21 protein-coding genes and 1 tRNA gene are annotated in these 19,503 nt (G+C 63.6%); 12 read left to right on the top strand and 10 right to left on the bottom strand.

Annotation, left to right across the window (positions count from 1 at the left end; genetic code table 11):
* The first annotated feature begins 5 nt into the window (after positions 1–5).
* Positions 6–1,121 (top strand): DNA polymerase IV, encoded by a 1,116-nt coding sequence (gene dinB, locus K3165_RS08660; RefSeq protein WP_221548504.1) that lies wholly within the window; start codon positions 6–8, stop codon positions 1,119–1,121.
* On the opposite strand, the gene K3165_RS08655 is transcribed toward dinB, so the two are convergent.
* From K3165_RS08655 to K3165_RS08640, 4 genes are all read right to left on the bottom strand, one after another.
* Positions 1,118–1,588, bottom strand: coding sequence for an NUDIX domain-containing protein (locus K3165_RS08655; RefSeq protein ID WP_221548503.1), 471 nt, complete (start codon positions 1,586–1,588; stop codon positions 1,118–1,120). The genes dinB and K3165_RS08655 overlap by 4 nt on opposite strands.
* The gene (locus K3165_RS08650) at positions 1,576–2,196 is read right to left on the bottom strand and encodes a 6-phosphogluconolactonase (protein ID WP_221548502.1); all 621 of its coding nucleotides are present in this window, start codon (positions 2,194–2,196) and stop codon (positions 1,576–1,578) included. The genes K3165_RS08655 and K3165_RS08650 overlap by 13 nt, the downstream gene beginning before the upstream one ends.
* A 71-nt stretch (positions 2,197–2,267) precedes the next feature.
* Positions 2,268–2,729: a Dps family protein gene (locus K3165_RS08645; RefSeq protein WP_221548501.1), complete on the bottom strand. Its 462-nt coding sequence runs from the start codon at positions 2,727–2,729 to the stop codon at positions 2,268–2,270.
* A 143-nt stretch (positions 2,730–2,872) separates the two neighbouring features.
* Positions 2,873–4,198, bottom strand: a complete 1,326-nt coding sequence (locus K3165_RS08640; protein ID WP_221548500.1) for an alkaline phosphatase PhoX — start codon at positions 4,196–4,198, stop codon at positions 2,873–2,875.
* A 77-nt stretch (positions 4,199–4,275) separates the two neighbouring features.
* Between K3165_RS08640 and K3165_RS08635 the strand changes: the two genes are divergently transcribed.
* Positions 4,276–5,070, top strand: coding sequence for an SDR family oxidoreductase (locus K3165_RS08635; RefSeq protein WP_221548499.1), 795 nt, complete (start codon positions 4,276–4,278; stop codon positions 5,068–5,070).
* A 25-nt stretch (positions 5,071–5,095) separates the two neighbouring features.
* Here the strand turns inward: K3165_RS08635 and K3165_RS08630 are convergent, their stop codons facing one another.
* From K3165_RS08630 to K3165_RS08620, 3 genes are all read right to left on the bottom strand, one after another.
* Positions 5,096–5,344 carry a DUF6356 family protein gene (locus K3165_RS08630; RefSeq protein ID WP_221548498.1) on the bottom strand — a complete coding sequence of 83 codons (249 nt, stop codon included), beginning with the start codon at positions 5,342–5,344 and terminating at the stop codon, positions 5,096–5,098.
* Between the two features lie 82 nt (positions 5,345–5,426).
* A tRNA-Gly gene (locus tag K3165_RS08625) sits at positions 5,427–5,500 on the bottom strand.
* Between the two features lie 36 nt (positions 5,501–5,536).
* Positions 5,537–7,186 carry an acyl-CoA dehydrogenase family protein gene (locus K3165_RS08620; RefSeq protein WP_221548497.1) on the bottom strand — a complete coding sequence of 550 codons (1,650 nt, stop codon included), beginning with the start codon at positions 7,184–7,186 and terminating at the stop codon, positions 5,537–5,539.
* Positions 7,187–7,315: 129 nt separating this feature from the next.
* Here K3165_RS08620 and K3165_RS08615 point away from each other — a divergent pair, with 129 nt between their 5' ends.
* The 10 genes from K3165_RS08615 (at position 7,316) to mmsB (ending at position 15,504) form a co-directional block, all read left to right on the top strand.
* Positions 7,316–8,530 (top strand): DUF819 family protein, encoded by a 1,215-nt coding sequence (locus K3165_RS08615; RefSeq protein WP_221548496.1) that lies wholly within the window; start codon positions 7,316–7,318, stop codon positions 8,528–8,530.
* Between the two features lie 89 nt (positions 8,531–8,619).
* The gene (locus K3165_RS08610) at positions 8,620–10,113 is read left to right on the top strand and encodes a CoA-acylating methylmalonate-semialdehyde dehydrogenase (RefSeq protein WP_221548495.1); all 1,494 of its coding nucleotides are present in this window, start codon (positions 8,620–8,622) and stop codon (positions 10,111–10,113) included.
* A gap of 44 nt (positions 10,114–10,157) precedes the next feature.
* Positions 10,158–10,658: a hypothetical protein gene (locus K3165_RS08605; RefSeq protein WP_221548494.1), complete on the top strand. Its 501-nt coding sequence runs from the start codon at positions 10,158–10,160 to the stop codon at positions 10,656–10,658.
* A complete protein-coding gene (locus tag K3165_RS08600; RefSeq protein ID WP_221548493.1) occupies positions 10,655–10,954 on the top strand; it encodes an I78 family peptidase inhibitor in 300 nt (99 codons plus the stop codon). The genes K3165_RS08605 and K3165_RS08600 overlap by 4 nt, the downstream gene beginning before the upstream one ends.
* Positions 10,951–11,340: a RidA family protein gene (locus K3165_RS08595; RefSeq protein ID WP_221548492.1), complete on the top strand. Its 390-nt coding sequence runs from the start codon at positions 10,951–10,953 to the stop codon at positions 11,338–11,340. Before K3165_RS08600 ends, K3165_RS08595 begins: the two co-directional genes overlap by 4 nt.
* Before the next feature lie 49 nt (positions 11,341–11,389).
* Entirely contained in the window at positions 11,390–12,544 is a 1,155-nt protein-coding gene (locus K3165_RS08590) for an acyl-CoA dehydrogenase family protein (protein ID WP_221548491.1), read from the top strand.
* An 11-nt stretch (positions 12,545–12,555) separates the two neighbouring features.
* Positions 12,556–13,602 (top strand): enoyl-CoA hydratase/isomerase family protein, encoded by a 1,047-nt coding sequence (locus K3165_RS08585; protein ID WP_221548490.1) that lies wholly within the window; start codon positions 12,556–12,558, stop codon positions 13,600–13,602.
* Positions 13,599–14,381 (top strand): enoyl-CoA hydratase-related protein, encoded by a 783-nt coding sequence (locus K3165_RS08580; RefSeq protein ID WP_221548489.1) that lies wholly within the window; start codon positions 13,599–13,601, stop codon positions 14,379–14,381. The genes K3165_RS08585 and K3165_RS08580 overlap by 4 nt, the downstream gene beginning before the upstream one ends.
* Entirely contained in the window at positions 14,381–14,641 is a 261-nt protein-coding gene (locus tag K3165_RS08575) for a hypothetical protein (RefSeq protein ID WP_221548488.1), read from the top strand. The genes K3165_RS08580 and K3165_RS08575 overlap by 1 nt, the downstream gene beginning before the upstream one ends.
* A complete protein-coding gene (mmsB, locus tag K3165_RS08570) occupies positions 14,638–15,504 on the top strand; it encodes a 3-hydroxyisobutyrate dehydrogenase (RefSeq protein WP_221548486.1) in 867 nt (288 codons plus the stop codon). Before K3165_RS08575 ends, mmsB begins: the two co-directional genes overlap by 4 nt.
* Here the strand turns inward: mmsB and K3165_RS08565 are convergent.
* The 3 genes from K3165_RS08565 to gcvPA are packed head-to-tail and all read right to left on the bottom strand — an operon-like array spanning position 15,491 to position 19,231.
* Positions 15,491–16,225 carry an Nmad3 family putative nucleotide modification protein gene (locus K3165_RS08565; RefSeq protein WP_221548484.1) on the bottom strand — a complete coding sequence of 245 codons (735 nt, stop codon included), beginning with the start codon at positions 16,223–16,225 and terminating at the stop codon, positions 15,491–15,493. The two genes, mmsB and K3165_RS08565, sit on opposite strands and share 14 nt — an antisense overlap.
* A gap of 16 nt (positions 16,226–16,241) precedes the next feature.
* Positions 16,242–17,867 carry an aminomethyl-transferring glycine dehydrogenase subunit GcvPB gene (gene gcvPB / locus K3165_RS08560; protein ID WP_221548482.1) on the bottom strand — a complete coding sequence of 542 codons (1,626 nt, stop codon included), beginning with the start codon at positions 17,865–17,867 and terminating at the stop codon, positions 16,242–16,244.
* A complete protein-coding gene (gcvPA, locus tag K3165_RS08555) occupies positions 17,864–19,231 on the bottom strand; it encodes an aminomethyl-transferring glycine dehydrogenase subunit GcvPA (RefSeq protein ID WP_221548480.1) in 1,368 nt (455 codons plus the stop codon). The genes gcvPB and gcvPA overlap by 4 nt, the downstream gene beginning before the upstream one ends.
* Positions 19,232–19,503 lie beyond the last annotated feature (272 nt).

The raw sequence follows: 19,503 nt of genomic DNA, 5'->3' as shown, positions 1-19,503 counted from the left end.
GCAGCATGAGCGAGGCAGACGACAGCGATGAGGGCGAGGCCGACGGCCTGCGCAAGATCATCCATGTCGACATGGATGCCTTCTTCGCCAGCGTGGAACAGCGCGACAATCCCGAACTGCGCGGAAAACCAGTCGCGGTCGGCGGTTCGAGCGGGCGCGGCGTGGTGGCGGCGGCAAGCTATGAAGCGCGCAAGTTCGGCGTGCGCAGCGCGATGCCCAGCGTCACGGCCAAGCGCAAATGTCCCGACCTCATCTTTTGCAAGAGCCGCTTCGACGTCTATCGCGAGGTGAGCCAGCAGATCCGTGCGATCTTCCGCCATCACACCGACCTCGTCGAACCGCTCAGCCTCGACGAGGCCTATCTCGATGTGACCGAGGACAAGCTCGGCATCGGAAGCGCGACCCGCATCGCAGAGCTCATCCGGCAGGAAATCAAGGCAAAGACGAAGCTGACGGCGAGCGCTGGCGTGAGCTACAACAAGTTCCTCGCCAAGCTCGCGAGCGACCAGAACAAGCCTGACGGGATGTGCGTGATACGCCCGGGGCAAGGTGCGGATTTCGTCCAGTCGCTGCCGGTGAGGCGTTTCCACGGTGTCGGCCCGAAGGCCGAGGAAAAGATGGGCCGGCTGGGGATCGCCACCGGAGCCGATCTCGCGGCCAAGGATATCGAATGGCTGCGCGCGCATTTTGGTAGCTTTGCCGATTACCTCTATCGTGCGGCCCGCGGGATCGACCTGCGCCCCGTGCGATCGAGCAGGACGCGCAAGTCGGTAGGTGGCGAACGCACCTTCAGCCGCGACCTGTCATCGGGCAGCGAACTGCGCGAGACGCTGGAGGACATCATCGATATCGTCTGGGGCTATATCGAGCGCGCCGAGGCGAAAGGCCGCACGGTGACGCTGAAGATGAAATACACCGATTTCCAGATCTTCAGCCGTGCGAGAACGCTCGACCAGCCGATCGCGAGCAAGGACGAGTTTGCCGAGGTCTCGCGCGTACTGCTCGAAGAAGTGCTTCCCCTGCCCATGCCGATCCGGCTGATGGGCCTCACGCTATCGAAGCTGGAACGCGACGGAGAGGAACCTCCCAAGCGTCCCGATGCGCAGTTGAGCCTGCTCTAGCTCTTGCGCGCCTGCCACATCTTGAGCCGCAGCCGCGTGGTCGGGGCAAGCGGTTCGGGAAGCGAGTGGGTCGGAAACATCCGTGCCTCGATGATTTCGCGACCGTCGGCCTTGGGCATATCCTCGATCACACCCTCGAACAGGTGCGCCTTGTGGCTGGCGCCGGACAGTTCTTCCTCGACCATGCCGACCAGCCTGAGCCCGACAATCTCGCAGCCGGTTTCTTCCATCAGCTCGCGCTTGGCCGCGTCTTCCGGGCTCTCTCCCGACTTGATGCCGCCACCGGGAAAATACCAGCCTTCCGGTCCGTAGCTATGCCGGACCACGAGTATCTGCCCGTCGATGTCGCGGCCGATCACGCTCACGCCGTCGCGCGCCGTACCTGTCGTACGGCGCATCCGCTGCTGCAGCTTGTATCCGATCTTGAGGGCGAGCCGGTGAAGCGGCGCAGGTATCAGGTGAAGCATGTGACAGGCTGTTTAGCGCCTGCCAGCAGCCGGGCAACCGGCAAATCGCTTTTACCCGCAAGGGCTTGGTCGAACACGGTCCGCTTGTCCGTACCGCGGATCACGAAGAGGATCCGGTCGCTCGCGAGGAGCGAAGGCAGCGTCAGGCTGATGCGGTCGAACGGCGCTTCTGGCGGCAGCGGATCGGGCGTGAGACGCAGGATGCTGCGCGGTTCGTCGAGCTTCGGATCGGTATTGGGGAAGAGCGAGGCGATGTGTCCGTCGGCCCCCATGCCGAGCCATGCGAGGTCGAAGTGCGGGACCTGCTCCATGATGGTGAGCGTGACGACTTCGGCGCCTGCCGGTTCGAACAGCTTGCGCAGCTTGCCTGTGTTCGATGCCTCGTGATCCTCGGGCACGATGCGGTCGTCACCCGGCCACACCACCAGCCGTGACCAGTCGAGATCGCGTTTCAAAAGCTGCTCGATGATCGGGAACGGGGTCGAGCCACCCGGCACGGTGATGGTCACCGGCCCCTCGGTTGCCGCGAATGCTTCGCCAAGCCGCTGCGCGAGCCAGTCGGCAATATCGCCGTCGGTCGCGTTCTCGATGATCGTTGCTTCTGCCATGGCCACTCCAGATACACGAAACCCGCCGGGGTTTAAGGGTCCCGGCGGGTCTGCATTGCTATTCTCGCGAATTACTTGCTGGTCTGGTTGAGGAACCAGATGCGCTCTTCGCACTGGTCGATCCAGTCGTCGACGATGCCGCTGGTGGCGTTGTCGCCCACTGCTTCGGCTTCTTCCTTTACCGACCCGAGACGGTCGTGAAGCTTCTTGTTGTCGTCGCGCAGTTCGGCAACCATCGCATCGGCAGTGATGGTGACGTCGTCCTGGTCCTTGATGCTTGTCTCGGCCTGGATGGTCCCGATCGAGGTAAGGGTGTACTCGTCATTCTTGCGGACCCGCTCACCAATCGCATCGACCGTACCGATCAGCTCTGCCGCCTGCTCGTCGAACAGGAGGTGGAGGTCGCGAAAGCGCGGCCCTGCGACATGCCAGTGAAAGTTCTTGGTCTTGAAATAGAGCGCCATCGTGTCCGCCAATGCACCGTTAAGCGCCGTAACGAGACCAGATTTCGCATTGTTGCCGAGTTCGGCCATTGTAGATTTCCCTTCTTGAATTCGTTCACTCTACCAACGGCGGAGAGACGCTAGAGTTTCGCGAAGGGTTTCGAGTGCAGTGATCGCTTCAATCGATCAACCAGCACACCTCATTCGTTTATTGCGATTAATTATCAATCGCGTCAGCCGTACCAGGGACCGGTGATCGCGAAGGTCCGCGTCGGCGAATAGGCGTTGACGAAGAACCACTTCCCATCGGGCGAGAAGCAGCCGCCCGCCAGTTCGGTCTGCATCGTCAGGCGCCCGAAGACATGCGGTTCGCCCTTCGGTGTGATCAGGATCAGGCGGTTGTCGACAATCTCGGTATACTGGTCCTCGCACACGATCAGGTGCCCGTTCGGCGCGACCACGAGATTGTCGCCGTAATTGAACTGCTCCTTGCTTTCGCTCTCGAAGAACAGTTCGACCTCGTCCGGTTTGCGGTTGCGACCGGGGACGAGCTTGAAGATCTGGCCAAGCTTCATCGCCCCGCCGCTGGTCGAGCAGATAAAGAGTTCGTCCAGCCCCATGTGGATGCCCTCGCCGCGGGCGATGATAGCGGCACCCTGAGCTGCTGCGCGCGTGCGCAAATCGTCCAGCGGAGCCTCGACATTGTCGAGCGTTATCCAGTCGACCGAATAGCGCGTGCCGACCGGCATGGCGGCTTCGGCCCAGTTGCGGGTGTCCGACAGGCCGGCAATCCGCATCGCCTGCAACTCGCCGCCCTGCGCGAGGTCGCCCGGCACCTTGGGCACGAAGCGATAGAGCGCGGAGTCCGTACGGTCCTCGGTCAGGTAAATGAGGCCTGTTTCCGGATCGACGCATGCAGCCTCGTGATTGAAGCGGCCCATGGCCTTCAGCGGTTCGGGGTTGATCTGCTTTCCGGCATCGGCGGGCACTTCGAAAATCCAGCCATGATGCTTGGCCAGCTTGTCGGGCGCGATCTGGTCGTCGGTCGTGACGAATTCCTCGCAGGTCAGCCAGCTGCCCCACGGCGTCACGCCGCCTGCACAATTGCGCATGGTCCCGGCGAGCGAGCGGTATTCGCGCTTCTTGCGCAGCGTTTTCGCATCGAGCACGATCGTGGTGGTCCCGCCCGGCAGGACGGCCTGGCCGCCGACCTTGTCGAAACCGGTTTCGAGGAATTCCGATCCGCCGGCGCCGGGCATCAGCTCGTGATTGCGCACGAGGGCAATTTCCCTGCGCGACAGCGGGATGCAGCCCATGCCGTCGGCCGCGTCGGGTACCGGTTCGCCATCGTCCATCTCGTGGCCGAACGCCGAAATCAGGCGATAGGAGAAGCCCTCGGGCAGGTTGAGCATGCCATTGGGATCCGGCACGAGCTCGCCATAGCCTGTAAACGGCAGCGGCGTTGAACCAACCCGCGTCTGGCAGCCCGACAGCGACAGCGCGGCAAATGCGCTGGCCGTTGCGGACAGGAACTGGCGTCGATGCAGGTCGGCGGTCATCACTTAACTCCTTGGCGTGTCAGCCTGCCTCATGCGATAGCAATGTGGAAGCAAAATGACACGACAGGAGAGACGAGATGCAACTGACCGAAGGCATGGCAGCGGTAGTAACCGGCGGGGCAAGCGGCCTCGGCAAGGCTAGCGCGAAGGCACTGGCCGATCTCGGGCTAAAGGTGACGATCTTCGACATCGACGAAGAAGGCGGTCGCGCCCATGCCGAGGCAATCGGCGGGATTTTCGCCAAGGTGGACATCACCGATGAGCAATCTGTGGTCGAAGGTTTCGACCGCGCCCGCGATGCCCACGGGCAGGAACGCGTCACCGTCCATTGCGCGATGACCAGCCGGCGCGGCAAGACACTGGGCTGGGACAAGGAAAAGGGCGGCTACAAGCGCCTTTCCACCGAGGATTATGCCTATGGCGCGGAAGGCATCCTTGTCTCCTCATATCGGATCGCCAGCCACTCCGCTCTCGGCATGGCGAACATCGAGCCGCTCAACGATGACGGCGAACGCGGCTGTATCACCCTGACCGCCAGCGTCGCGGCGCAGGACGGCCAGATCGGGCAGGTCATCTATGGCAGCTGCAAGGCAGGCGTGAATGGCCTCGTACTACCGATGGCGCGCGATCTCATGGACCTCGGCATCCGTGTGAATTCGGTCATGCCCGGAATCTTCGCAACGCCGCTGATGCTGGGGATGAAGGACCGCAATCCGCAAATGTGGGACCAGCTCAATGCCAGCGTGCCCTTCCCCAAACGCCTCGGCGAACCCGAAGAATTCGCCTCGCTGATCTGCGAGATTGCGCGCAATTCCTATATCAATGCGCACCAGTTCCGGCTCGACGGCGCGATCAGGATGCCGCCCAAGTAACCCGGCGGCTTCGCCTGGCCGATCTTCAGATACACCAGTCGATCTGTTCGCCCTTGGGCGCATTCCCGTCGTAACGCTCGCGCCCGTGGATCATGCGGTCGGCCAGCTGGCGCACCGCGCGGCTTCCGGTGGTCTTGCACCAAAAGGGAAAGATGCCGTGCACGAGGCAGGCAAAGCCGGCGGCAATCAGGCTGACGCCGAAACTGCCCGCAGTCACGAGATGCTCGAAATAGCTCTCGCCCACCGAATGCGGGTGATCGGTAAAGATGCTCATCGCTGATTCCCTCTTCGCAGATGCGGCTTTCGGGTAGCGCAAAGCGCAGCAGCGTTCAAATCGCGGGCGGGTCGGGAAGCGCTGGAGCGGGTGAAGGGAATCGAACCCTCGTCGTCAGCTTGGGAAGCTGCTGCTCTACCATTGAGCTACACCCGCGATCGCGAGGCCATTTGCCGCCTCGCCAACCGACGGTCAATGGCGCGCTTGTCCCGCAAGCATGCCGCGGCCGATGACCTGCGCCTGGATTTCGCCAGCACCTTCGAAAATGTTGAGGATACGCGCGTCGCACAGCACCCGGCTGATCTGGTATTCGAGCGCGTAGCCGTTGCCGCCGTGGATCTGCAGCGCATTGTCGGCATTACTCCAAGCCACGCGCGCAGCCAGCAGCTTCGCCATTCCTGCCTCGATATCACAGCGCTCGCCCTTGTCCTTGTGACGCGCCGCCGAATAGGTGAGTTCGCGAGCCATGACGGTCTCGGTCGCCATGAGCGACAGTTTGTCCGCGACACGCGGGAATGCGAGCAGGGGCTTGCCGAACTGCTTGCGTTCCAGCGCATAGGAAAGGCCGAGATCGAAAGCATTCCACGCCACCCCGATCGCGCGGGCAGCGGTCTGGATGCGTGCGCCTTCGAAGGTACGCATCAATTGCTTGAACCCCTGTCCTTCAGCTCCGCCGAGCAGGCCGTCCGCAGCAACTGCGAAACCATCGAAGCCGAGCGCATATTCCTTCATCCCGCGATAACCGAGCACCTCGATTTCGCTGCCGTCGATGCCGTCATCCGGGAACGGGGCGGCATCGGTGCCGCGGGTTTTCTCGGCGAGGAACATCGACAGGCCGGAATAGCCGGGGCTCTCCGGGTCCGAGCGGCAAAGGACCGTCATCAGGTCTGCGCGCGCCGCGTGGGTGATCCACGTTTTCGCGCCGTCAATGGTCCAGCTGCCATCGTCCTGCTTCCTAGCGCGGGTGCGCACGGAGGCGAGATCGGAACCCGTATCCGGCTCGGTGAAGACAGCTGTCGGCAGGATCGAGCCGTCGGCCAGTTTAGGCAGGTATTTCGCCTTTTGCTCGGGCGTACCGTTCTCGCCGATCAGCTCGCCCGCGATTTCGGAGCGCGTGCCGAGAGAGCCTGCACAGATCCAGCCGCGCGAGAGCTCTTCGGACACAAGGCACATTGCGGTCTTGCCGAGACCGAGGCCGCCATATTCCTCGGCGATGCAGACGCCGAAGACGCCCAGCTCGGCCATCTCATCGACCACTTCAATCGGAATGAGTTCGTCCGCGAGGTGCCATTCGTGCGCCTTGGGCGCGATGCGATCGGTGGTGAAAGCGCGGAACTGCTCGCGGATCATGTCGAGCGTCTCGTCGTCGAACGCCTCGTCGGGGCGCGCTCCTTCGGCGAGCAATGCGGCAAGCCGCGCACGGTTCGATGCCGTATTGCCATTCTCGAGGAAGGGCTTCGCAGCCTCGGATTGCGCGAGCTTTTGCGCCGCCTCATCCACCAGGAGTTCGGACGGGCGGACATATTCATTCTGGCTCATCGCGAGCGCCGAAGTCAGCTGGTGGAGGTATTCACCGAAGCCGATCATCAGGACGAGTTCCTCGACCTCGCCGAACCGCCCTGCCCGCTGCGAACGCGCTGCCCAGTCTGTAACCGCCTCGAGCGCAGCGACACTCGTGCCGATCCACGCAAATCCGTGAAGCCGACGCTGGTGCTGCTCGACAAGGTCCGTCTGCGGCTTGCCGTCGGGGGCAACGAGCCCCGCGGTTTCCACACGGACCGCTTCGAGATAGGCTTGCGCTTCGCCGCATGCATCACGCGCAAGTTCGATCCAATCGCCCATGTCTTCACCGTCTCCTCAGTACCCGCTTTCGTGCTGGGGAAGGCGCGATTGCGGGTCAACATGGTTTTTCTTGCCGCAAGCCGCTAGGCAGGCCCGCAAACATCCGATTGGGAGCGGGACGCACACATCATGATCAGCGACGATCGCATTATTCTCGGGCTTCTGGCCGCACTTCTGGCCTTCGTATTCGCGACGCGCGACCGGCCTGCGTGGAAGAAGTTCTACGTCTTCGTGCCGATCATCCTGGTCTGCTATCTCGTGCCCTCGCTGTTCGTTACCACCGGGCTGATCGACACGAGCGAAAGCCAGCTGTGGCCGATCGCCAAGGACTATTTCCTTCCCGCTGCGCTGTTCCTGATGACGCTGAGCATCGACATCAAGGGCATCCTCGGCCTCGGCAACAAGGCGATCATCATGTTCCTGACCGCGACGGTCGGGATCATCCTCGGCGGACCGCTCGCGCTGTGGATCGTCGCGCAGTTCGACCCCACGGTAATCGGCTCGGGCGACACCGCCGCTTGGCGCGGGCTGGCGACGCTGGCAGGAAGCTGGATCGGCGGCGGCGCGAACCAGACGGCGATGCTCGAAGTCTATGGCTATCCGCTCGAAGGCTTCGCTGCCCTGCTCGCGGTCGACATCATCGTGGCCGAGATCTGGATGATCTTCCTGCTTTACGGCGCAGGCGCGCATGAGCGGGTCGACAAGTGGCTCGGCGCGGACAGTTCCTCGATCACCAAGCTGCAGGACACGATGCAGGACTATTCGGACAGCATCGAGCGTGTGGCCAAGGCAAACGACTACGTCCTGCTGTTCGGCGCCGCCTTTGCGGTCGTTGGCCTGTCGCACCTGCTTGGCGGATGGCTGGGCAACTTCTTCGCCGAACTGCAGGGTGAGGACGCCACGCTCGCGAGCAGCTTCTTCTGGGTCGTCGTGGTCTCCACCACCGCAGGCCTTCTCGCCAGCTTCACCCGCGCCCGCGAACTGGAAGGCATCGGCGCGAGCAAATTCGGCGTGCTCTTCATCTTCCTGCTGGTCGCGATCATCGGCACGCGGATGGACGTGACCAAGATCATGGACGCGCCCGCATTCATGGCGATCGGCGCGATCTGGATGCTGTTCCACATCGTCCTGCTGCTGGTGGTCGCGAAGATCATCAAGGCACCGTTCTTCTTCGTGGCGGTGGGCAGCAAGGCCAATGTCGGCGGCGCGGCATCCGCACCGGTGGTGGCAGGCGCATTCCATCCCGCGCTGGCGCCGGTCGGCGTGCTGCTGGCAGTGCTCGGCTACGCGCTCGGCACTTATGGAGCGATCCTGTGCGCGCAGATGATGGCCGCGGTCGGCTAGCCTTCTCACGCAAAGGTTTCATCTGAAACCGGTTGATTTCGGACCTCTCGCTTGCCAAGGCCGTTGGCAAGGAAAGAGAGGATTCTCCCATGCGTCAGGTTGACCATTTCATCGTCGGCGAAAGCCCGGCCCCCACCCGCAAGCACCAGATCTGGAACCCCTCGACCGGCGAGGTCCAGGCCGAAGTCGCACTGGGCGATGCCGCCCTGCTTCAGAAGGCGGTCGATGCGGCCAAGAAAGTCCAGCCCGAATGGGCGGCGACCAACCCGCAACGCCGCGCTCGCGTGATGTTCAAGTTCAAGGAACTGGTCGAGGCGAACAAGCAGGAGCTCGCAGAGCTGCTGTCGAGCGAGCACGGCAAGGTCGTCGACGATGCGCATGGCGACGTGCAGCGCGGTCTCGAAGTGATCGAGTTCGCCTGCGGCATCCCGCAGGCGCTGAAGGGCGAGTACACGCAAGGAGCGGGGCCCGGTATCGACGTCTATTCGATGCGCCAGCCGCTCGGCATCGGTGCGGGCATCACCCCTTTCAACTTCCCCGCCATGATCCCGATGTGGATGTTCGGCATGGCGATTGCGGCGGGCAACGCCTTCATCCTCAAGCCTTCCGAGCGCGACCCGAGCGTTCCGGTACGTCTCGCCGGATTGTTCCTCGAAGCGGGCGCCCCCGAAGGCCTCCTGCAGGTCGTCCACGGCGACAAGGAAATGGTCGATGCCATCCTCGACCATCCCGATATCCCGGCGATCAGCTTCGTCGGCTCCTCCGACATCGCGCAGTACATCTACTCGCGCGGCTCTGCGAACGCCAAGCGCGTGCAGGCATTCGGCGGCGCGAAGAACCACGGCATCGTGATGCCCGACGCCGATCTCGACCAGGTCGTCAACGACCTTGCCGGTGCCGCTTTCGGTTCGGCTGGTGAGCGCTGCATGGCGCTGCCCGTGGTGGTCCCCGTCGGCGAGGACACGGCAGACAAGCTGCGCGAAAAGCTGATCCCCGCGATCAACGCTCTTCGCGTTGGCGTCTCGAACGATCCCGACGCGCATTACGGTCCCGTAGTCACGCCCGAGCACAAGGCACGCGTCGAAGGCTGGATCGACACGGCCGAGAAGGAAGGCGCCGAAGTCGTCATCGACGGCCGCGGGTTCAGCCTGCAGGGCCACGAGGACGGCTTCTTCGTCGGCCCGACGCTGCTCGACCGCGTGACCACCGACATGGAAAGCTACAAGGAAGAAATCTTCGGCCCCGTCCTCCAGATCGTGCGCGCCAAGGATTTCGAGGACGCTGTCCGCCTCCCGAGCGAGCACCAGTACGGCAATGGCGTCGCCATCTTCACCCGTAACGGCCACGCGGCGCGCGAATTCGCATCCCGCGTGAATGTCGGCATGGTCGGCATCAACGTGCCGATCCCGGTGCCGGTCAGCTATCACAGCTTCGGCGGCTGGAAGCGCTCGGGCTTCGGCGACATCGACCAGTACGGCATGGAAGGCCTCAAGTTCTGGACCAAGGCCAAGAAGGTCACCCAACGCTGGCCCGACGGCGGCGGCGACGGATCGAACGCCTTCGTCATCCCGACCATGGGGTGAACCAGAGGCGGGATAGGAACAGCAGGCGGGGCGTTGGAGACAGCATGACACAGTTCAAGCTCCTTCGCTCCGCCCTTCCTCTCACACTGCTAGCGCTCGCAGCCTGCGGCGATCCGGTCGACGATACGCCCAGGGCCGAAGAAACCATGATGCCTGTCGAACCCGACGGCGGAATCGGTGACGGAGCGGAGCCCCTCCCCGAAATCCTGGGCAAGGACATCCCCCGCGGACTCCACGGACGGTGGGGACTGGTTCCTGCCGACTGCACCAGCACTCGCGGGGATGCCAAGGGACTAATCGACATCGATGGCGAGGGCATCAAGTTCTACGAATCGCGTGCAGTCGTGGACGAAGTCGAGGCCAAGGAAGCCACGATGATCAGTGCCCGTTTCGCTTTCTCGGGCGAAGGGCAGGAATGGACGCGCGACATGGAATGGCGCTTGTCGGATGACGGAATGCAGCTAACCCGCTCGGAATCGGGAGATGAAGCCATTCCCGAGCCGCTGACCTATACCAAGTGCGAAGCTGAAGGAGAGGCATCATGAAATCGGCCCTTTTGACCCTGTGCACCCTGTCGCTCGCCGCCTGCACCACGGCCTATGCCGGCAGCGATGCGCCCGCAGCCCCGGCCGCTGGCGGCACCTGCGATGCGGCTCCCGCCCAGTACCACATCGGTCATGACGCAACTGCGGAAATGGGCGCGGCGATCATGAAGGATACGGGCGCCCAGACGCTGCGCTGGGGTCCGCCCGACTCGGTCTGGACGATGGACTACCGTGTCGAGCGCGTGAACGTGCGCTACGACCGCGCAATGGAAATCACCGAGATCACCTGCGGGTGAGCGGGCGTCAGCGCACCACCAGCGGCTCGCCCTTCGAGGAGCAGTTCGGCTTCTGCCGCGCCATTCGCGAAGGCAACCGCATCATCGTGGCGGGCACCGGCCCGATCGAGCCCGACGGATCCTCCACCCAGGGCGATGCCGCCGCACAGGCCGCGCGCTGCTGCGAGCTTATTGTCGCGGCGATCGAGGATCTTGGCGGGAGCGCAGGCGATGTGGTGCGCACCCGCATGTTCCTCACCGACTTCGAAGACCAGGCAGCCGTCGGCGCAGTCCACGCACGCTTCTTCGGCACTGCAAAACCGGCCGCAACAATGGTCGGCGCACCATGGCTTTGCCGCAAGGAATGGAAAGTCGAAATCGAGGCCGAAGCAATCGTTCAGGGCTAGGCTCTCGCGCCTCTTCACTTGCCTGCCTTAGCGGTCTAGAGCGCAGCCCATGACTACGAATTCAGGACAGTTCCAGCTCACCGAAGAGCAGCTCGCGATCCAAGAAATGGCGCAGCGCTTTACCGCCGACAACATCACGCCGCATGCCGGCGAGTGGGACGAGAAATCGCACTTCCCGCGCGAAGTGATCCAGAGCACTGCCGAACTCGGTTTCGGGGCGATCTACGTTTCCGAAGAAAGCGGTGGCATCGGTCTCGGCCGTTTGGAAGCCGCGCTGATCATGGAAGCCATGGCCTATGGCTGCCCGACCACCAGCGCCTTCATCTCGATCCACAACATGGCGAGCTGGATGATCGACCAGTTCGGTTCGCAGGACGTCAAGGACCGCTACCTTCCCGACCTCGTCAGCATGGAGAAGATCGCCAGCTACTGCCTCACCGAACCGGGCAGTGGTTCAGACGCGGCAGGCCTCAAGACCAACGCCGTACTCGACGGCGACCACTATGTCCTCAACGGCACCAAGCAGTTCATCTCGGGCGGCGGCGTCAACGATGTCTACGTCACCATGGTCCGCACTTCCGAGCACAAGACCAAGGGCATCACCTGCCTCGTGATCGACAAGGACACGCCGGGCGTCTCATTCGGCAAGCCGGAGAAGAAGCTTGGCTGGAACGCCTCCCCCACCGCGCAGGTGATCTTCGAAGATGCGCGCGTACCCGTCGCCAACCGCGTCGGTGACGAAGGCGAAGGCTTCCGTTTCGCGATGATGGGCCTCGACGGCGGCCGCCTCAACATCGGTGCTTGCTCGCTCGGCGGTGCGCAGCGTTGTCTCGACGAAGCGGTGGCCTACACCAAGGTCCGCAAGCAGTTCGACACGCCGATCGCCGACTTCCAGAACACGCAGTTCATGCTCGCCGACATGGCAACCGACCTCGAGGCGGCGCGCGCACTGCTCTACCTCGCGGCGGCGAAGGTCACCGACAATGCGCCCGACAAGTCGCGCTTCTCGGCGATGGCCAAGCGCCTTGCGACTGACAATGGCAGCAAGATCGTCAACGACGCGCTGCAGCTGTTCGGCGGCTATGGCTATCTCAGGGAATATCCGATCGAGCGTTTCTGGCGCGACCTGCGCGTCCACTCGATCCTCGAAGGCACGAACCAGGTCATGCGCATGATCGTGGGCCGCGACCTGCTGCGCCAGTAAGGACCTGCGCGATGACCGATGAAGTAAACATCCATACCCATGGCCGCACCGGCCATATCTCGCTCAACCGCCCCAAGGCCCTGCACTCGCTTACGCTCGACATGTGTCACGCGATGAGCAAGGCGCTCACCGGCTGGGCGGATGATGACGGCATCGAGGCGGTGGTACTCGACCACGCCGAGGGCCGCGGTTTCTGCGCAGGCGGCGACATCAACCTGCTGCGCAATTCCGCCCTCAACGATGGCGGGAAGAGCGGGCGCGCCTTCTTCCACGACGAGTACCAGCTAAACCACCAGATGATGACCTATGACAAGCCGATCGTGGCTTTCATGGACGGCATCACCATGGGCGGCGGAGTGGGCATTGCGCTGCCCTGCAAGTACCGCGTCGCGACCGAGCATACGCGTTTTGCCATGCCCGAAACCGGCATCGGCCTCTTCCCCGACGTGGGTGGCGGCTGGCACTTGTCGCGTCTTGGTGGACGCCTCGGCCAGTTCCTCGCGCTCACCGGCGCGCGGCTCGACGGTGCGGAATGCGTCTGGGCGGGCATCGCAACGCACTACCTGCCGAGCGAGAAGCTCGCCGAAGCCAAGGCGCGCATCACGGAGCATCCCGACCGGATCTCGGGCATCCTTTCCGAACTTTCCGAAACGCCGCCATCGGCGCGGATCGAGGGCAATGCCGACCTCATCAAGAAGCATTTCGCCTCCGACCGCTACGAGGACATCCTCGCCAGCCTCGAGGCCGACGACAGCGAGTGGGCAGCCAAGGAACTTGCCACGCTTCGCACCAAGAGCCCGCAGACCTGCAAGGTCGCGCTGCGCCAGCTGGCGGAGAGCGAGAAGCTCGACAGCTTCGCCGACAACATGGTCATGGAATACCGCATCGCATCGCGCGTCCTGACCCGCCCGGACTTTGCCGAGGGCGTGCGCGCAGTGATCGTGGACAAGACGAACGACCCGAAATGGGATCCGGCAACGCCCGAGGGCGTGAGCGAGGAGCTGATCGACAGCATATTCGCCCCGCTTCCCGCCAACGAGGAATGGAAACCGCTATGAGCTTCGAAACCATCACCGTCGAACAGCGCGATGCCGTCACGCTGATCACGCTCAACCGCCCGAAGGCGCTCAACGCGCTCAACAGCAAGGTGCTCGAGGAACTGATCGAGGCTTTCGCAGCCTACCAGGCCGACAGCAGCCAGCTGTGCGCGGTGCTCACCGGCTCGGGCGACAAGGCCTTTGCCGCCGGCGCCGACATCAAGGAAATGAGCGAGAAGGAAGCGGCAGACTTCTATCTCGACGATTTCTTCGCGCCCTGGACCAGCGAGATCGTCAAGAAGACCCGCAAGCCGTGGATCGCCGCGGTGAACGGCTTCGCGCTGGGCGGCGGTTGCGAGCTCGCCATGATGGCGGACTTCATCATCGCTTCGGAAAACGCCAAGTTCGGCCAGCCCGAGATCAAGCTCGGCGTCGCGCCCGGCATGGGCGGATCGCAGCGCCTGACCAAGGCGATCGGCAAGTCGAAGGCCATGGAAATGTGCCTCACCGGCCGCATGATGGGCGCCGAGGAAGCCGAGCGCAGCAACCTCGTCGCGCGCGTGGTGCCGCATGACGAACTGCTCGACGATGCCATGAAGACCGCCGCGCAGATCGCCGCGATGCCGCCGATGGCAGCGATCGCGAACAAGGAAATGGTCAACGCCGCCTTCGAAACCAGCCTCGACCAGGGCCTGATCATCGAACGCCGCATCTTCCAGATCCTCACCGCGAGCGAGGACAAGAAGGAAGGCATGGCCGCCTTCGTCGAAAAGCGCGAAGGCAAGTGGAAGGGTAGGTAATGAGCCCGGAAATCTATCCGCTGATTGGCCTCGTGTGCGGCCTTGTCGGGGGATGGATATGGGAAAATGTGATACCAAGCGGGATTGCGGCGATAGCGATAGCGCTCCTTGCGGGATTGATCGCGGAGGCGTCTTCCAGCTTTGATGGGCTAGGCCTCTTGATGGTCGTCCTTGGAACAATCCTGGCCGGACTCATGTCCTTCTTCGGCACCGTCACAGGCACCCGGCTGAAAGAATACTTCGAGAGGAAATCAGAATGAAAATCGCCTTCATCGGCCTCGGCAACATGGGCGGCGGGATGGCCGCGAACCTCGTCAAGGCGGGGCACGAGGTGAACGCCTTCGACCTTTCGGAAGAGGCACTTGCGACGGCTAAGGACAATGGCTGCGCGACCTTCACCGATGCCTCCGAAGCCGTACAAGGTGTCGATGGTGTCGTGACCATGCTGCCCAATGGCGGGATCGTTAAAGCGGTCTACGAAGGCAGCGTGATCGGCAAGGCACCCGAAGGCGCAGTGCTGCTCGACTGCTCGACCATCGATGTCGCCACCGCGAAAGAGGTGATCGCCGAAGCCGAAGCTGCCGGATACGACATGGTCGACGCTCCCGTTTCGGGCGGTATCGCTGCGGCCAATGGTGGGACGCTGACCTTTATGGTCGGCGGCACCGACAAGGCCTTCAAGCGCGCCGAGGAGGTGCTGAACGCCATGGGCAAGGCGGTGATCCACGCCGGTGACGCAGGCGCGGGCCAGACCGCCAAGATCTGCAACAACATGCTGCTCGCCATCACCATGATCGGCACGACCGAGGCGATGAAAATGGCCGAAAAGCTCGGCCTCGACCCGCAGAAATTCTACGAGATCAGCTCGCAGAGCTCTGGCTATTGCTGGCCGCTCAATGCCTATACGCCGATGCCCGGCGTGGGCGTCGATAGTCCGGCAGACAACGACTATCAGGGCGGCTTTGCCACCGCGCTGATGCTCAAGGACCTTCGCCTTGCCATGGAAGCTGCGAACAGCGTCGATGCCAAGACCGCGCTCGGCAAGCATGCCACCGAAATCTACGAGACTTTCGCCGAAGAAAACGGCGGGCTCGACTTCTCGGCGGTGATCAAGACCCTCTGAGTTCGTCGAGCACCGTTGCAAGCCAGTCACGCGGGGCCCTGCGCCGGCCGATGTCGGCGACGAATTCCTGCCCGCGTGCGACGCTCCTGAGCCGGCCGCCGCGCAGCCAGCGATCCGCGCGGTCGTGGTACGATAATCCGCCCTTTTTCAGCCATTCGGGCCGCTCCCATAGCGAGGGCGGGCCGCCGGGCACGGTGAGGCGAAGCGCGTTGCACGCCCGGGGCGCGGTGCCGCCCGGACCCACGTAGATGCAGTCGTTGGAGCCGTGCATTTCGAGCGCATGCGGATGTGCGTGCGCCGCCAGATCGGAACGCTCTTCCTGGTCACACTCCGCGAGATGGACCATGCGCTCCACCTCCATCCAACCGAAGATGCGGTGGTGTGGTTCGCCGCTGTCCTCCTCGCGGAATAGTCCGAAGAACAGGAACACGTCGCCCTCGCCCACGCCCTGATTTGTGAGATGGGTCTGTGCTGCCCCGACCTGTCCGAACAGGCAGGTGCCATTGGCAAGAAACATCGGGTCATGATGGCAGAGATCGTCATCGCCCAGCTTGCCGCGACTGGAATGCGATGCATGCTCGCCCAGCCCGAGCTCTCCATAGGTTGTGCGCGAGGCCGCGCCCGCAGGGATCGGCAGGCTCAGCGGACGACCGTCAACGATCGGCGACGGGCCCCCACCCGCCGCGCTGTCGAAGCCCTTGCGGCTGAAGATGATCCTCAAGGCCGCGGGCGGGCGGTCAACGTCCGCCCTGCTCGCTCATCGTCGGCTCGCCAGCGGGAGGATTGGGCTCTTCCCAGGCGAGGATCGGCTTGCGCGCGGCCAGCGTCTCGTCGAGGCGGCGGCGCGGCGCATAATGCGGCGCGGTCTTGAGTGTCTCGTCGCCAGCCTTCGCACGCTCGGCAACGCTACGCAGGGCCATGATGAACTGGTCCAGCGCCGCCTTGCTCTCGGTCTCGGTCGGCTCGACCAGCATCGCGCCATGCACCACCAGCGGGAAGTACATGGTCATCGGGTGATAGCCCTCGTCGATCAGCGCCTTGGCGAGATCGAGCGTCGAGATGTCCTCCGCAAACCCCTTATCGCTGAACAGCGCCTCGTGCATGCACGGACCACTGTGGCCGAAGGGTGCATCGAGCACATCGTCGAGGCTGCGCAGGATGTAATTGGCATTGAGCACCGCGTCCTCGGCCACCTGGCGCAGGCCATCCGCACCGTGGCTGAGGATGTAACTCAGCGCGCGGGTGAACATGCCCATCTGGCCGTGGAATGCGGTCATGCGGCCGAAGCTCTGCATCTTGCCGCCGAAGTGTTCTTCGGAGAACGCATCTGCATCCTCTTCCTCGATCAGGTGGACAACGCCGTCCTTGGTACGCGCCGTGTAGGGCAGCGGGCCGAAGGGGCTGAGCGCCTCGGACAGCACCACCGGACCCGAACCCGGGCCACCGCCGCCATGCGGGGTGGAGAAGGTCTTGTGCAGGTTGATGTGCATCGCGTCGACGCCGAGGTCGCCGGGGCGGACCTTGCCGACGATGGCGTTGAAGTTCGCCCCGTCGCAATAGACGAATCCGCCTGCCTCATGGACCGCGTCGGAGATTTCCTTGAGGTCACGCTCGAACAGGCCCAGCGTCGAGGGGTTGGTGATCATCACGCCCGCGACATCGGGGCCGAGACGGCTTTTGAGCGCATCGAGATCGACGCGGCCGTCCGAATTGGCGGGGATGTCCTCGATCTTGTAGCCCGCGAAGGCTGCCGTGGCAGGGTTGGTGCCATGCGCGCTTTCGGGAACGAGGATGACCTCGCGCGCATCGCCGCGCGCTTCGAGGGCGGCGCGGATACAGAGGATGCCGCAAAGCTCGCCATGCGCGCCCGCCTTGGGGCTCATCGCGACGCCGTGCATGCCGGTAAGGTCGATCAGCCAATGCGCCAGCTCGTTCACGACCTCCAGCGCACCGCGCACGGTGTCGACCGGCTGCAGCGGATGCACGTCGGCGAAACCGGGCATGCGCGCGACCTTCTCGTTCAGGCGCGGGTTGTGCTTCATCGTGCACGAACCGAGCGGGAAGAGGCCGAGATCGATGGCGTAGTTCTGGCGGCTGAGACGCGTGTAATGGCGCACGGTCTCGGGCTCGGAGAGACCCGGAATGCCGATCTTCTCGCTGCGCTCGAGGCCGCCGAGGCGGTTCGCGCCGCCGGTCGGCTCGGGAAGGTCGACGCCGGTGGTCTCGGTGTTGCCGATTTCGAAGATCAGCGGTTCCTCGAGCATCAGCGCGCGGTTGCCGGTGACCGTGTCTGGGCCAGCCATCGCGTTGTGATCCTGCACGGGGGTGCCGGGCTTCCAGCCGGATGCGTTGGGCGCGTTCATGACAGCACCTCCTTCAGCGCGGAGACAAGCGTTTCGATGTCCTCCTCGGTGGTGGTCTCGGTCACCGCGACGATGAGGCCATCGGACAGCTCTTCGTGTTCGGGGAACAGGCGCCCCAGCGAGACGCCTGCCAGAATATTGTCCCTGGCGAGCTTACGCACCACGGCGCGGGCGTCCTGGCCGAGCTGGATCGTGAACTCGTTGAAGAAGGCGTCGTTGAGCACGGTCACGCCCGGCACTGCTGCGAGCTTGTCGGCAGCGAGGCAGGCAAGGCGGTGGTTCTCCATCGCGAGCTGGCGCAGGCCCTTTTCGCCGAGCAGCGTCATGTGGACACTGAATGCCAGCGCGCAGAGGCCCGAGTTGGTGCAGATGTTCGAAGTCGCCTTTTCACGGCGGATATGCTGCTCACGGGTCGAAAGCGTCAGCACGTAGCCGCGCTTGCCCTCGGCATCCTGCGTTTCGCCGCACAGGCGCCCGGGCATCATGCGCACATGCTTGGGATCGCGCACGGCGAAGAGGCCGAGGTAGGGCCCGCCGAACTGGAGGCCCACGCCGATCGACTGGCCTTCGCCCACGACGATATCCGCGCCCATTTCGCCGGGCGATTTGATCGCGCCCAGCGCCACCGGCTCGGTGTTGACGACGATCAGCAAAGCGCCCTTTTCGTGCGCGGCGTCGGCGACCGGCTGGAGGTCGGTGACGCGGCCGAGGATGTCCGGATATTGCACCACCACGCAGCTGGTGTTGTCGTCGATCCGCGAAATCAGCCCGTCCGTGTCGGGAGCTGCCGTCATCGCCGGCTTGGCGTGGGCGATCTCGTCGTCGGTGAACTTCGCCATGGTCTTCACAACCTCGGCGTAATGCGGGTGCAGCGCGCCCGAGAGCACGACCTTGCGCTTCTTCCCACGTGCGATGCGGCTCGCCATGGCGACCGCTTCCCAGCAGGCGGTCGAACCGTCGTACATCGAGGCATTGGCCACCGCGCAGCCATAGAGATGCGCGACCTGGCTCTGGAACTCGAACAGCATCTGCAGAGTGCCCTGCGCGATTTCCGGCTGGTAGGGCGTGTAGGCGGTCAGGAACTCGCCGCGCTGGATGATGTGGTCGACGGAGGCCGGGACATGGTGCTTGTAAGCTCCTGCACCGAGGAAGAAGGCCGCGTCTGCCGCCGCCAGGTTCTTCTTCGACAGCCGCCGCATGTGCTTTTCGACCGCCATTTCGCTGGCGTGCATCGGCAGCCCGTGGATCGGCCCGTCGAGGCGGGCTTCTTCGGGCACATCGACGAACAGCGCGTCCACATCGGGCGCGCCGATCTTTTCGAGCATCGCCGAACGGTCGGCATCGGTCAGGGGTAGGTAGCGCATCTATTACCTCTGTAGTCTCAGGGACAAGGGCACTAAGTAACCTGTTCTTTCAACGCAGATTGCTTCGTCGTGGCGGCAGGTTACGACCACTTTCGCTTTCACAACGACATAGCCCTGAGCAGGTAGAGCGATACCGTTCTCATTTTTGAGCACATGAGCCCAGCCACTTATCCTGCCCTTCTTCGCCGACCTCTCGTCATCGAACAGACCGCAAAGGGCATTTTCGTTCCTGCATCCGCCGATCCAGCCTCGCACCCGAACTTCCGACCCAT

The sequence above is a fragment of the Qipengyuania xiamenensis genome (genome assembly GCF_019711495.1).
GTDB lineage: Bacteria > Pseudomonadota > Alphaproteobacteria > Sphingomonadales > Sphingomonadaceae > Qipengyuania > Qipengyuania xiamenensis.
Note: the sequence above shows the minus strand (reverse complement) of the source record. Positions and strands in the feature narration are given on the sequence as shown.